Below are 13,252 nucleotides of genomic sequence, written 5' to 3'. Positions count from 1 at the left end.
ATCTTTATACCCACGGCCATGGGGCCCTGCAAGGCAATTCCATAAAGGGTGATGAAAGGATGGGGCAAGAGTCTCCCTGCGAGCTCGTCACAACCTCTCGCAGGGCATCAGAGGCTCAGGCAGCCGTTACACTCAACTCGTTGGTCACCTGTTCGGCAGGCACTAGCTGACACTCGAGCGAGGCCAGTTTGTCACTGATCAATTTGTAGAAACGGTTGAGGGTCCGTTCCACCTCGACCTGGTGCTTCTTGGGGATCGGCTTGTCGAGCCACTCGCCATCGGCATTGTACAATCCGAACTGGTAATGGTAGCGGAACAGATGATCCTCCTGCTCCAGCACCAGCCACCAACCCCAGAACTCCCGCTTGTCTGGCGCCGGTTTGGCACTGACACAAACGGAAAGACTGTCGAAACGGTAACGCCCCTCTTCACAGAGATCCTCACGCAAATAGGGGCCAATGGCAGCAAACTGTCTCAGCAGTCGCTTGTAGGTCACTCTTTCAGACATGTTAACCTCCCTGTTAAACAAGCCGCGCCACCTCGGGATGGCGTCAGTCCTTCAGCGCATCAGATACATAGATGCTGTTTCAGCCACTCGACGATTTCGTCCAGCGCCTTGTCATACACCTCAAGCAAGGGCTGCTTGTCGAAGACGATGGCCTTGCCGTTACGACTGGCCGCCGCCAATGCCCGTACATCCTGCTCGGGACAGATGAAATCTCGTTTGTGTCCAATACTCAATATCGGCACAGAGGTGCGAGTCCCCAGTAATCCCTGCGTTTTCAGTGAAAATACCTGACACTTGGTACGCATGGTATCCCAATGAGCCGCATCAGCGCCCAACCGGTTGGCCAGGCTGTCCCGCATCATGCGCGGGCACTTGGCAAACAACTCCTGATTGGTAAACACCTGATTGACCCCGGCCCCGACACAGACCACGGTTTTGAGCTTGAATGGCTCGATAAAGGCCAGACGTGCCGCCACATTGCCTGCCAATCGCATACCGACCATAGCGATACGCTGATGATCGACCCAGGCCACTTCGGAGAGATAGTGCAGCACAGCCTGATGAAGGCGGCTGGTATCCTGTACCAATGGCCAATGCTCGGCATAGCCGATGCCCGGCATGTCGAGGGAGAGCATACCGATGCCGTTGGGCTCGAGTCGCTTGAGATAGAAGTTGAGGAAATCGAGCTGCAGAGAATCGATCCCCCCGCTGATGATCACCAGAGGCACCGGTTTGTCGGTGGTCGGCAGGTGGAGATAACCCTGAATATGCTTGCCGCGAAAGGGCACCTGGATCTCTTTGAGCGGCACCTTGAACAACCGGCCCGCCTCGCGATAGGCCATATTGCCAAGCAGCTGGGCCTGATCCGCCAGTTCATCATCCTTGAGATGGGGGTAGCTGGCGATGGAATAGTAGCGCACCGCCTTGAGCAGCTGTTTCAAGGCGCCAGCTGCATCCCCCTGCTCACGCAGTTCGCGCCCAAGCTTGAAGTAGTTACCAGCCACCTGGCTCCACTCATAGATCCAGTTGCCAGGCACATAGCCCTTGATGGTATCGAGATAGCAGTCATGGGTGCGTTCACCGGTCGCCATGGCGATGCGGGCCAGAGTCTGCTCAACCTCGACCGGGTCGGCCCCCTGCCAGGCCCAGGAGGGGCGGCGCAGCAGGCGATACCAGCTCTTTGACATGGAGCCGTCGATAAACATCTCGTCTGACTCTGCTTCGGCAATGTCCGCCGGGCTGGAGTTGGAGATCTCGGAAGTTTCCAGCACCTTCTTGACCCGGGTAAACAGCTTTTCGGTCAGATTGAGGTCGTCGTTCAAGTCCAAGATTGTGTCCCATTCATATCAGGCAATAGCTCATCTTAACCACTTTTACTGCCCATCAGCCACCCTGCAACAGATTGATACACAAAAAAACAGGGCTCCATCAAGGAGCCCTGTGAAACCATTCTTGCCGCGTACGGCCAATTGACGCTCTGAACGTCACATCCCGATCCCGTTACTTTTCGTCACAGATCGGTGTGGCGAACTCCAGCGCCATATCCCACGGCTGTTCAATCCAGGTATCCTGCGGGATTGCCACTTCGAAATCGTCCAGCAGCGCTTCGCCCATCGGCTTGGCGAAGATCGCGATGAACTTGGCTTTCGGGTAGAGCTCGCGGATCGCCTTGGCGGTAGTGCCGGTGTCTACCAGATCTTCCACCACCAGCCAGCCTTCGCCGTCACCGGCGGTGGTGGCAGCTTTAACGACTACCAACTCGCGCTGGCTGTCGTGGTCATAGCTGGAGATGCAGAGGGTTTCCACATTACGAATGCCAAGTTCACGGGCCATCAGGGCTGCGGGCACCAGACCACCACGGCTGACCGCGATGATACCTTTCCACTGGCTGACAGGCAGCTGACGACGGGCCAGACGGCGAGCTTCACGTTGCAGGTTGTCCCACGACACATAGAACTTTTTCGGCATGTTATCGATCTCGAATAGTTATTTAAAAACAATCGCTTAGAATAACAACATCCGCAATTCTCCCTGCGGATGCCAGTAAATGGCGGCCCTTGCCCGACTGAATTCAGATTGCACTTCGGCTGCCTCAGGGCTAAGCCTCGGCAGCAAATCTGATAACAATGGAAGCAAGATGGGCTTATCCGGCGATCGGTTAGATGATGTGTCCAAACCGCGGACAGGCTGTTGGGCCGATATGATAGCACCGTTTGCAGAGAAAATGCCTGGCAAACGTATGCCAAAAACAGGAAAAATCGGCATCACCCTCTCCATTCCGCCCATCTAGAGCGCCAAACGAATAACCTGCCGTCCCTGCTGCCGAGCCCAAATGGGACTGTGCGGCAAATCGCAGATAAAAAAATAGCAGGGGGAGGGTTTACCTCACGCACCTGCTGCTTTCTCGCCTCTGCCAGGTTGGGCAGCTCGTCTTAGCGACGAGTGACGAAGGGGTTAGGGTAGCTGAAACCCTGGGTATACAAAGAGGGGGCAAACCAATAGGTTGAGTTGCTGCCTGGCATATTGAAACTCCTGATTGCTTAACAAGTTACGTACCTTTAATGCGGGCTCAAATCCTTGAACGAACACTCGGTTCCATGGAGGCGCACTTGCTTTGCTTCGGTTCCCTGGAGGCTTTCATCGTCATCCTGACGGGTGGCGAACCACGGGAGCTAATTTACCAGTCGGTGCATTAAATTCAATATTTTTGTGAGATCGGTCACACATTTTCTTTTCTATCGGTCAGCGTCGTCCGAACCTGACGATCGTACTGCCTGGTTGCCATCAGCCAGCACAAGCTGCCTGCGATTTGCGCTGATTGCTCACATTTTTGTGTGATTGACTGTATTATCGTTATCCTCTTCCCCGGCCCGCTGATGGGGCCCTGTTAATTCCGTGCTGGTAAGGAGTCCCGACGTGGCACAGCTTAGCTCTCTCTCTCCCAAACTGATTTGGCATTTCTTCGAACAGATCTGCTCCATTCCCCACCCTTCCAAACATGAAGCCAAACTGAGCGCCTGGATCATCCAATGGGCTCAAGGGGAAGGTCTGGCGGTCAAGCAGGACAAGGTCGGCAACATCATCATCAAGAAACCGGCCACCCCGGGGATGGAAAACCGCAAAGCCGTGGTACTGCAGGCCCACATCGACATGGTGCCGCAGGCCAACGCCGACACCAAACACGACTTCGCGACCGATCCCATCGATGCCTATGTAGATGGCGAGTGGGTCACGGCCCGTGGCACCACTCTGGGTGCCGACAACGGCATAGGCATGGCCGGTTGCCTGGCAGTGCTGGCTGACAAGACCATCAAACACGGTCCGCTGGAAGTGCTGCTGACCACCGACGAAGAGACCGGCATGACCGGCGCATTCGGTCTGGAAGCGGGCTGGCTGGAGGGCGAAATTCTGCTCAACACCGACTCCGAAGAGGATGGCGAAGTCTATATGGGCTGCGCTGGCGGTGTGGATGCCAATATCCGCTTCCAGCTCGAGCTGGTTGACGCCAGCGAAGGCGAAGCGTTCGAGCTGGCCGTGAAAGGGCTGCGTGGCGGCCACTCCGGTTGCGATATCCATCGCGGCCGTGGCAACGCTAACAAGCTGCTGGTACGTCTGCTCAAAGCAGCCGAGCCGCTGGGTGTTCGTCTGGCCGAGATCCACGGAGGCACTCTGCGCAACGCCATCCCGCGCGAAGCCCGTGCCACCCTGCTGGTGCCCGCTGCCAGCGTGAACGAGTTCAAGGCGCTGGTTGACCGCTACACCGGGATCTACCAGACCGAACTGGCCGCCACCGAGCCGAACCTGACCGTGCTGGTCAACAACGCCGCCAAACCGGCCAAGCTGATGAGCGTCTCCCTGCAGCAGCGCCTGCTGGATGCCCTGATGGCCTGCCCGAACGGCGTGATGCGCATGAGCGATGCCATGCCCGGCGTGACCGAAACCTCGACCAACCTGGGGGTCATCAAGACTCAGGATGGCGAAGTGTACGTCCAGTGCCTGATCCGCTCCCTGATTGACTCCGGTCGCGAGAGCATCGAGCAGATGACCCGCTCCCTGTTCACCCTGGCGGGTGCCAGCTGCGAATTCACCGGAGCCTATCCTGGTTGGGCGCCAAACGTGGACTCCCCCGTCATGGCGCTGGTACGCAACAGCTACCAGACTCTGTTTGGCACTATGCCCAACGTGATGGTGATCCACGCCGGTCTCGAGTGCGGTCTGTTCAAGAGCGCCTATCCGGAGTGGGACATGGTCTCCTTCGGCCCGACCATCCGCGGGGCCCACTCCCCTGACGAGAAGGTGCATATCCCGGCGGTCGAGCGTTTCTGGCAACTGCTGGTGCACGTGCTGGAAGCGATTCCGGCCAAATAACCCGGCCTACGCCACACGGCAAAACAAAGCCCCGCACTGCTGCGGGGCTTTTTATTGTCTGTTCCAGCCTGACTTTGGCGCTTAACGGATACCGCGCGCCTCGCGGATCCACTCCCAGGCTTGCTGGATCTCCTGGGTCTTTTCCTTGGCCATCTCCATCATCTCCGGCGGCAGCCCTTTGGCGGCCAGCTTGTCCGGGTGATGCTTGCTCATCTCCTTGCGGTAAGCACGCTTGATATCCTGATCGCTGTCGCTCTCGCTTACCCCCAGCAGCTGGTAGGCATTCTTGAGGCGATCCGCAGAAGGCGGCTCCTGCCGATACTGCTGACCACCGGAATGGCCACTCTGATACTGGCCATGGGCCTGATTGAAGAAGTTCATCTGTGCCTCGGCCATCGCCAGAATGCGGGCCAGCTCGATGCGACTGAAACCCAGCTCGTCGGCGATGGTGTGAAGAATGGCGCGCTCGCCCTCCTCTACCCGCCCGTCGGCAAAGGCCGCCTGCAACTGCACTTCGAGGAAGAAGCGCAGAATGTCGCGCTGCCCCAGACTGGCACGGCGGAACTCGGCCAGGGTCTCGCGCAGCGGGAAGTCAGCCTCCTTACCGAGACGAAACGACTCCTGCGCCCGGGCACGCTGTTCGCCCGCCAGCCGCATACGATCCATCAGGTTGGAGGCAACCCGGATCTCCTGTTCGGTCACCTGACCGCTTGACTTGGCGATGTGACCCATCACCGAGAAGGTGGCGTGGAAGAAGACGGCTTGCTGCGCCTGACTCGGGCCGCGACGAAACGCCCCCTGCAGCCCCATGCCACGGTCGAAACGGTGGCCTATCCACAGGCCAATCAGGGCGCCGATAATATTGCCGAGCAGAAAACCGAAGAAGGCGCCCAGCACCTTACCCCAAATACGCATGGTTCAAGACCTCTTGAAGTTAATGAGTGCGGGCCTGGAGCTGGTCATCCAGCTCGCGCAGTCGATCGACCGTGCCGATATCGCGCCACTCGCCAGCGAGCAGGCTGCCGCCCACCCGCCCTTGCGCCATCCAGTCACGGAGCAGGGGCGCCAGCTTGCGGGCACCGCCCGCGAGACCGGCAAAGGCCGCCGGATCATATAGTCCGACCCCGCTGAAGGTAAACGCTGGCGTATCCATAACTCGCCCTTCTTGCAAGGCAAAGTCCCCGGCGGGGTGCTGGGGCGGATTGGGCACCAGCCAGAGGTGGGCCAGATCATCGCCAAGGGGCTGGCTGACCAGAGTGTGATAATCGAGATCGAGCCAGGTATCGCCGTTGATCACCAAAAAAGGTTCAGAGCCCAGTAGCGGCAGCGCCTGCACAATGCCGCCCGCGGTCTCCAGCGCGCTCTCCTCGGCTGACCAGTGGATGGTCACGCCAAGCGCACTGCCATCACCAAGGCTCTCGACCAGCTTGTGGCCGAGCCAGGCGTGGTTAATGACCAGCTCGGTCACGCCAGCTGACTTCAACTTTTCGATATGGTGGACGATAAGCGGCTTGCCCCCCACCGCCAGCAGCGGCTTGGGCAGCAGGTCAGTCAGCGGGCGCATCCGCTCGCCACGGCCAGCGGCCAGGATCATCGCCTTCATGGTTTTACCCCTGCATTGGCGACCCCCGGCAACACCACCTGCTCCAACCACTGACCAAAACGGGCCAGTACCGGATAGGCACCACCATGAGTGCGACAGACATCCACCACGTAGCCGAGGGTACGGGGAATATCCTTGAGATAGCCGGACTTGCCGTCGCGATGATAGAGCCGGGTAAAGATTCCGGCCGCTTTGAGGTGGCGCTGCATGCCGGTCAGATCGGCATCGCGACGGAAACTGGCATAATCGAGCTCGCCAAGCAGACCCGCCTGTTGCAGGGTGGCAAAGCCGTGGCGCATCCCTTCATCGATCACCTCGTCCGGCCAGCGCACGTAGCAATCTTTCAGCAAGGAGACCAGATCATAAGTGAGCGGCCCGATGACCATATCCTGAAAATCGATGATGGCCAGCCGGCTGCTCTCGGGGGTATCACCGCCACATACCATCAGGTTGCGACTGTGGAAATCCCGATGCATCACCCCCTGCGGCTGGGCCAGATTGCAGGCGGTGAGGCAGGCAAAGGTCTCGTCCAGCAGTTGCTGCTCTTCATGGCTCAGGCTCAGTTGCAGATGATGGCCGAGCAGCCACTCGGGGAAAATGCTGTTCTCCCGCGCCATAAATGCCGCATCGAAGGGTTCAAGCGCCAGTTCAACCGCCCCCAGGCGGGGCAGCAAATCAATCGCCTTGCCATACCAGGCCAGTACGTTGTGTTCGTTCAGGCAGCTGATCAGCTGAGTATCGCCCAGGTCACTCACCGCCAGCAGACCCTGTTCGTAGTCCACCGCCTTGACCTCTGGCGCCAACAGCTGACGCGCCTGCAAGGCGGCCGCGTTACGAACAAACTCATGATTTTTTTCGGTTTTCGGATTGGCATCCACCCAAACCAGACCACCACCGCGATAGTAGCGACGGAAGCTGGCATCACCGGAAATGAGGGTCAACTGAAGATTGGCATCACCGGAAATACGGCGTGCCCACTGCAATAGCAGGGAATCGCGATCGTGCATAAGTAGAGGACCAAGGTGGAAAGCAGCACTTGGCTGTTAGCCCTGGCCGCAATAATGCTTTATCATTGCCGGCTAACATAAAGCAATGACATGCAATGTCAACTCGATGAAACCTGTCGTAAAATGCATGCCTTGGATCAACCGTATCTATCACGGATTGCACGAGTCTTTCACATGACCAAATGGACACTGGGGTACCGCTATCCCATCGCCCTGACTATCAGCCTGGCCCCCGCACTCACCCCTATGATGGTGCAGGCGGCCCCGTTCGAAGCGCCGCCAGCCACCGGCATTCTCGATAGTCTCTGCTATGACTATGTTCCCAAGATAGAGAAGCCTGCATCGGATCAGGATGCCAACGCGCAGCCGGTCGAGGTTGATGCTGACCGTCTCGAGGCCAAACAGGGCGGCACCGCCGTCTATGAAGGCGACGTCAAGGTTCGTCAGGGTGTTCGCAAGTTTGACTCCGATTATGCACAGCTCGATCAGAAGAGCCGGGATGTCATCGCCATCGGCAACATCTATTACAACGACGGTCAGGTGACCGTCACCAGCGACAAGACCCTCAAATCCAACCTGAATACCAAAAACTCCGAGCTGGAGGAGGGCAAGTATCAGGTGCATGGCTCACCGGTGCGCGGCTTTGCCAAACGCGTGGTGATGACCAACAACAACCAGAACATCACCATGGAGGGAGCCCAGTACACTACCTGCCCCCCCGGTCAGGAAGTGTGGACCCTCAAGGCGGGCAGCATCGACATCGACCAGAAAGAGGTGTTCGGCGAAGCCTGGAACGCCAGCCTCTGGCTCTATGACTACCCGGTGTTCTACTTCCCCTATATAAACTTCCCCATCAAGGATGAACGGAAGACAGGTCTGCTCTACCCGGGTTACAAACAGAGTTCCGGCAACGGCATGGAGATCACCCAGCCCTTCTACTGGAACATTGCCCCCAACTACGATGCCACCATCACCTCCCGCTTTATGGACAAACGCGGCCTGATGGAACAGGTAGAGTTTCGCTACATGCCGGACCCAGCCCATACCGGTACCCTCTATTTTGAAAGCCTCAGGGATGACAAGCAGTATGATGCTGGCAACCCGAGCTTTACCAACCCGTCGACAGGGACTCCGTACCTCTCAGATGGTCATCGTTACCTGATGAATATTCGTCACGGATCCACCCTGATGGATGGCTCCCTGCGTTTAGGCATCGACTACACCCAGGTACGGGACAAGGATTACAACTACTTCAACGACTTCAGCCCGCAAGTGGGCACCCAGGTCGACAGCCAGTTGCAGCAATCCTTTACCGCCGGTTACTACCAGCAGAACTGGAACCTCACCTCCGAGGTGCGTCGCTATCAGATCCTGAGTCCCTACGCGCTGCTGCCCCACGAGATGCTGCCACGCATCAACTACAACTACTTCCAGCAGGGGAAATGGTTCGATCTGGCCTGGAACAGCGAGCTGACCAAGTTTGGCTATGACAGCGGCAGCGCCACTGCCCAGCAGGCCGGTGAGCGTTATACCGCTACCCGTCTGCATCTGGCTCCCACCCTGACCATCCCCTTGGTCGATGCGCCGGGTTACTACCTTATAAGCCAGTACAAACTGATGTTTACCTCCTACAACCAGGAGATCCCCAAAGACCTGATTAGCCAGGATCGCAGTAAATTTACAGACGCAGATAGCCAGCAGCTGACCCTGAAAGACGGCACCATTACCCGCACCTTGCCGTCCTTCCGCCTCAAGGGGGGCGTCAACTTCGATCGTCCGGTAGACTGGTATGATGGCAAGGGCACCCAGACCCTGGAGCCTGAGTTCCAGTACCTCTATATCCCTTACAAGAATCAGGACGAAATAGGGATTTACGACTCCACCACTACCCGTCAGGACTACTACAGCCTGTTCAGCGATCGCCGCTACGCCGGTCTCGACCGCATCAGCGATGCCAACCGGGTCACCGTTGGCCTGACCAGCCGGGTCTATGACAATGTGGGGGATGAGCGGTTACGTCTGGCGGTAGCCCAGGCCTTCGAGATGACACCTCCCAAGGTGCGCCTCTACCCGTCCGATCAGGAAAACACCAACGCCCGCTCCCTGCTCTCGTTCGAGGGGGATGCCCGGATCACCGATGAGTGGTTCGCCCATGCCGGCACCCAGTACGATACCTCCGAGGGGGAATTTACTGCCGGCAACGGTGCAGTCGAATACCGGACCGGCAAGCTGACCACCCAGGTCAACTACCGCTATATCCAGGACGGCAACCGGGACTATCGCTACCCGAGCAATCCTGCTCTGGCCGAAGACCTCAGCCAGGCTGGTCTGGTGATGATGGCGCCGATCGCCGATCAGTGGCAGATGTATGGCGGTTACTATCGCGATATCAAGCAGGATGTGAACATTGACCGCAAGATCGGTGTCAAATACGACTCCTGCTGCTGGAGCATCAACATGAGCCTGGAGTGGCACAACCAGCCGGACAACATCACTCTGAAGCCCACTTCGGAAAAAGTCATTGGTCTGCAGTTTGAAATGAAGGGACTTGGCAGCGTGGGTACCGGTGGCCGCAGTGTCACACTGGATACCGAGCTGTTGCCCTATGTTCGCCCGTTTAATCTGAAAGACCAGCAATGATGCTGGTCCAGCCTTGAGAGATGGATATGAAAAAGACCCTGATTGCCCTGCTGACCGCGGGAATGTTCGGCGCCATGAGCCAGGCCGCACTGGCTGCGCCCGAGCTGATGGACAAAGTGCTGGCCGTGGTCAACAAGGACGTAGTGCTGTCCAGTCAACAGGACGCACTGGTCAACAAGGTAAAACTCTCCGCCCAGGAGAGCGGCCAGTCTCTGCCTGACGATGCCACTCTGCGCAAACAGGCACTCGACCGTCTGATCCAGGAGAGCCTGCAGCTGCAACTGGCGGATCGCCAGGGGCTGAAGATCAGTGATACCCAGCTGGAACAGGCTATTCAGGGCATCGCCGCCGACAACAAGATGACCCTGGATCAGCTGCGCGCCCAGCTCGCCCGTGAAGGGATGACCTATGCCCAGTATCGGGAAGAGGTTCGCCGCGAGATCCTGATGAACGAGGTGCGCCGCAATCAGGTGCGCCGCCGTATCAACATCTCCGAGCAGGAGGTGAAGCAGGTAGTGGAGATCCTGAAGAAACAGGGTCAACAGCAGAACGAATACCACGTCGGCCATATCCAGATTGCCCTGCCGGACAACCCCACCGCCGCCCAGCTGGATGCCGCCAAGAGCAAGATCGAGCGCATTCTGGCCGCCCTCAAGCAGGGTGCCGACTTCCGCAAACTGGCCATTGCCGAGAGTAACGGCCCCAAGGCGCTGGAAGGGGGTGACTGGGGCTGGATGAGCCCGCAAGAGATGCCGACCCTGATGGCCGAAGCGGTACAGGGTACCAAGAAGGGCGATATCGTGGGCCCGCTGCGCTCCGGCGCCGGTCTGCACATCGTCAAGGTGTTCGACACCAAGGGTCAGCAGCAAGTGATGCAGACCGAGGTGAAGGCCCGTCACATCCTGATCAAGCCCTCCATCATCCTGAGCGAAGAGAAAGCCAAGGGGATGCTGGACGGCATTCTGCACGACATCAAGAGCGGCAAGGCAAGCTTCGCCAGCATGGCGGAGAAGTATTCCGAAGATCCGGGCTCTGCGGTGCAGGGTGGCGAACTGGGCTGGTCTGATCCCAACGTCTATGTACCAGAGTTTCGCGACATGGTTAACCGGCTGCAACCAGGCCAGATCAGCGCCCCCTTCCGCACCAGCCACGGCTGGCACATCGTCCAAGTGGAAGATCGTCGCAGCCAGGATGCCACTGACAAGGCTCTGGAACAGCGTGCCTATCAGCTGATCTACAATCGCCGCTTCGTGGAAGAGTCCCAGGCCTGGTTGGACGAGCTGCGTGATGAGGCTTACATCCGTGTCGAAGGATCTGCGAGCTGATGAGCTGCCGTCGCCTTGCCGTTACCCCGGGCGAACCGGCCGGGATCGGCCCGGATCTGGTGCTGCAGATTGCCCAGCAGGATTGGCCCCACCAGTTGGTGGTGATCGCCGATCCGGCGCTGCTGCGCGAGCGAGCGGCCCTGCTGGGGCTGCCCATCGAGCTTGAGCCCTATGATGCCGCTGCCCCTGCCCGCCCCCAGCGGGCGGGCACTCTGACCGTCTGTCCGGTCACCCTCGGCGCTTCTGTGGTGCCGGGCGAGCTGAACGAAGGCAATGGCGCCTATGTATTGGCTACCCTGCAGCGTGCCTGCGATGGCAACATGAGCGGCGAATTTGCCGCCGTGGTGACCGGACCGGTGCACAAGGGGATCATCAACCAGGCCGGGGTCTCGTTCAGCGGCCACACCGAGTTCTTTGCCCAGCAATCCAACACCGCCGATGTGGTGATGATGCTGGCCACCGAAGGGCTGCGGGTCGCACTGGCGACTACCCATATTCCGCTGGCCTATGTAGCGATGGCCATCACCGAGGATCGCCTCGGCAAGGTGGTCCGGATCCTCAACGAGGATCTCGCCACCAAGTTTGGCATCGCCAAACCCCGTATTTACGTCTGCGGCCTCAACCCCCACGCTGGGGAAGGTGGCCATCTCGGACGTGAAGAGATTGACGTGATCGAACCCGCCCTGGCCACGCTGCGCCAAGAAGGGATCGATCTGGTCGGCCCGTTGCCGGCCGACACCCTATTCCAGGAGAAATACCTCAAGGATGCGGATGCGGTACTCGCCATGTACCACGACCAGGGGCTGCCTGTGCTCAAATACAAGGGCTTCGGCAGTTCGGTCAATATCACCCTGGGGCTTCCCTTCATCCGCACTTCGGTGGATCACGGCACCGCGCTGGATCTGGCAGGCAAGGGCCTGGCCGATCCGGGCAGCCTTGTCACCGCGATTAACCACGCCATCAAGATGGTAGAGAAAAAAAGATATGAGCAGTAAGGTGCACATGGGCCACACGGCCCGTAAGCGTTTCGGTCAGAACTTCTTGCACGACCGGTATGTGATCGATCAAATCGTCGCCGCCATCAACCCGCAGCCGGGTCAGAATCTGGTGGAGATCGGTCCGGGTCTGGCCGCGCTGACCGAGCCGGTCGCCTCCCAGATGGACAAAATGACCGTGGTCGAGCTTGACCGGGACCTAGCAGCTCGCCTGCGCGAGCACCCGACCCTCAAAGACAAGCTGACCGTCATCGAAGCGGATGCCATGCGTTTTGACTTCGGCACCCTGATGGGTGAAGGCAAGGGGCCGCTGCGCATCTTCGGCAACCTGCCTTACAACATCTCCACCCCGCTCATCTTCCACCTGTGCGAGTTTGCCGACCGGGTTGAAGACATGCACTTCATGCTGCAAAAGGAAGTGGTGTTGCGTCTGGCCGCCGGTCCGGGCAGCAAGGCTTATGGCCGTCTGAGCGTGATGACCCAGTACTATTGCCAGGTGGTGCCGGTGCTGGAAGTGGGCCCGGGCGCCTTCAAACCGGCGCCAAAGGTGGACTCGGCCGTAGTTCGCCTGATCCCGCACAAGAATCCGACCATAGTCGCGAAAGACATTCGTTGTCTGAATCGCGTCTGTACCGAAGGCTTTGGCCAGCGTCGCAAGACCATCCGCAACAGCTTCTCCAACTTCATCACCGACGCCCAGCTGACCGAGCTTGGTATCGATGGCAACCTGCGCCCGGAGAATCTCTCCCTCGAGCAGTTTGTCATGATCGCCAACTGGCTGGCGGATCAGCAACAGGCCTGATCCT

At 58.7% G+C, this 13,252-nt stretch carries 11 protein-coding genes; 5 read left to right on the top strand and 6 right to left on the bottom strand.

Features of this window, described 5'->3' with window-relative positions; genetic code table 11:
- Positions 1-115 precede the first annotated feature (115 nt).
- The 3 genes from crl to gpt form a co-directional block, all read right to left on the bottom strand.
- Positions 116-508, bottom strand: a complete 393-nt coding sequence (gene crl / locus I6L44_RS00225; RefSeq protein ID WP_216952944.1) for a sigma factor-binding protein Crl — start codon at positions 506-508, stop codon at positions 116-118.
- 59 nt (positions 509-567) lie between these two features.
- A complete protein-coding gene (gene frsA / locus I6L44_RS00220) occupies positions 568-1,836 on the bottom strand; it encodes an esterase FrsA (RefSeq protein WP_216952943.1) in 1,269 nt (422 codons plus the stop codon).
- Positions 1,837-2,008: 172 nt separating this feature from the next.
- Complete coding sequence (gene gpt / locus I6L44_RS00215) at positions 2,009-2,476, bottom strand: xanthine phosphoribosyltransferase (RefSeq protein WP_005339007.1); 468 nt, start codon at positions 2,474-2,476, stop codon at positions 2,009-2,011.
- A 948-nt stretch (positions 2,477-3,424) separates the two neighbouring features.
- Here gpt and I6L44_RS00210 point away from each other — a divergent pair.
- Positions 3,425-4,876 (top strand): aminoacyl-histidine dipeptidase, encoded by a 1,452-nt coding sequence (locus I6L44_RS00210; RefSeq protein WP_216952942.1) that lies wholly within the window; start codon positions 3,425-3,427, stop codon positions 4,874-4,876.
- An 81-nt stretch (positions 4,877-4,957) separates the two neighbouring features.
- Here the strand turns inward: I6L44_RS00210 and djlA are convergent, their stop codons facing one another.
- Genes djlA through I6L44_RS00195 form a run of 3 tightly spaced genes read right to left on the bottom strand, consistent with a single transcriptional unit; the run spans position 4,958 to position 7,486 of the window.
- Complete coding sequence (djlA, locus tag I6L44_RS00205; protein ID WP_216952941.1) at positions 4,958-5,791, bottom strand: co-chaperone DjlA; 834 nt, start codon at positions 5,789-5,791, stop codon at positions 4,958-4,960.
- A 19-nt stretch (positions 5,792-5,810) separates the two neighbouring features.
- Positions 5,811-6,479 (bottom strand): N-acetylmuramate alpha-1-phosphate uridylyltransferase MurU, encoded by a 669-nt coding sequence (gene murU, locus I6L44_RS00200; RefSeq protein ID WP_216952940.1) that lies wholly within the window; start codon positions 6,477-6,479, stop codon positions 5,811-5,813.
- Positions 6,476-7,486, bottom strand: a complete 1,011-nt coding sequence (locus I6L44_RS00195) for an aminoglycoside phosphotransferase family protein (protein ID WP_216952939.1) — start codon at positions 7,484-7,486, stop codon at positions 6,476-6,478. Before I6L44_RS00195 ends, murU begins: the two co-directional genes overlap by 4 nt.
- 174 nt (positions 7,487-7,660) lie before the next feature.
- On the opposite strand from I6L44_RS00195, the gene lptD reads away from it, so the two are divergent.
- Genes lptD through rsmA form a run of 4 tightly spaced genes read left to right on the top strand, consistent with a single transcriptional unit; the run spans position 7,661 to position 13,248 of the window.
- The gene (gene lptD, locus I6L44_RS00190) at positions 7,661-10,126 is read left to right on the top strand and encodes an LPS assembly protein LptD (RefSeq protein ID WP_216952938.1); all 2,466 of its coding nucleotides are present in this window, start codon (positions 7,661-7,663) and stop codon (positions 10,124-10,126) included.
- 26 nt (positions 10,127-10,152) lie between these two features.
- On the top strand, positions 10,153-11,451 hold the full coding sequence (surA, locus tag I6L44_RS00185; RefSeq protein ID WP_216952937.1) for a peptidylprolyl isomerase SurA: 1,299 nt from the start codon (positions 10,153-10,155) through the stop codon (positions 11,449-11,451).
- Positions 11,451-12,446: a 4-hydroxythreonine-4-phosphate dehydrogenase PdxA gene (pdxA, locus tag I6L44_RS00180; protein WP_216952936.1), complete on the top strand. Its 996-nt coding sequence runs from the start codon at positions 11,451-11,453 to the stop codon at positions 12,444-12,446. Before surA ends, pdxA begins: the two co-directional genes overlap by 1 nt.
- Entirely contained in the window at positions 12,436-13,248 is an 813-nt protein-coding gene (gene rsmA / locus I6L44_RS00175) for a 16S rRNA (adenine(1518)-N(6)/adenine(1519)-N(6))-dimethyltransferase RsmA (protein ID WP_216952935.1), read from the top strand. The genes pdxA and rsmA overlap by 11 nt, the downstream gene beginning before the upstream one ends.
- The last annotated feature ends 4 nt before the right edge of the window (positions 13,249-13,252 follow it).

Origin of the sequence: Aeromonas sp. FDAARGOS 1414, from assembly GCF_019047065.1 — a bacterium.
Taxonomy (GTDB): Bacteria; Pseudomonadota; Gammaproteobacteria; order Enterobacterales; family Aeromonadaceae; genus Aeromonas; species Aeromonas veronii_A.
The sequence above is the reverse complement of the archived record's forward strand: the minus strand, read 5'-3'. Positions and strand labels throughout refer to the sequence as shown.

Bases quoted from the DNA above. Each gene is read 5' to 3' on its own strand.
- crl (WP_216952944.1), bottom strand. From the start codon at position 508: ATGTCTGAAAGAGTGACCTACAAGCGACTGCTGAGACAGTTTGCTGCC.
- gpt (WP_005339007.1), bottom strand. From the start codon at position 2,476: ATGCCGAAAAAGTTCTATGTGTCGTGGGACAACCTGCAACGTGAAGCT.
- djlA (WP_216952941.1), bottom strand. From the start codon at position 5,791: ATGCGTATTTGGGGTAAGGTGCTGGGCGCCTTCTTCGGTTTTCTGCTC.
- murU (WP_216952940.1), bottom strand. From the start codon at position 6,479: ATGAAGGCGATGATCCTGGCCGCTGGCCGTGGCGAGCGGATGCGCCCG.
- I6L44_RS00195 (WP_216952939.1), bottom strand. From the start codon at position 7,486: ATGCACGATCGCGATTCCCTGCTATTGCAGTGGGCACGCCGTATTTCC.
- lptD (WP_216952938.1), top strand. From the start codon at position 7,661: ATGACCAAATGGACACTGGGGTACCGCTATCCCATCGCCCTGACTATC.
- surA (WP_216952937.1), top strand. From the start codon at position 10,153: ATGAAAAAGACCCTGATTGCCCTGCTGACCGCGGGAATGTTCGGCGCC.
- pdxA (WP_216952936.1), top strand. From the start codon at position 11,451: ATGAGCTGCCGTCGCCTTGCCGTTACCCCGGGCGAACCGGCCGGGATC.
- rsmA (WP_216952935.1), top strand. From the start codon at position 12,436: ATGAGCAGTAAGGTGCACATGGGCCACACGGCCCGTAAGCGTTTCGGT.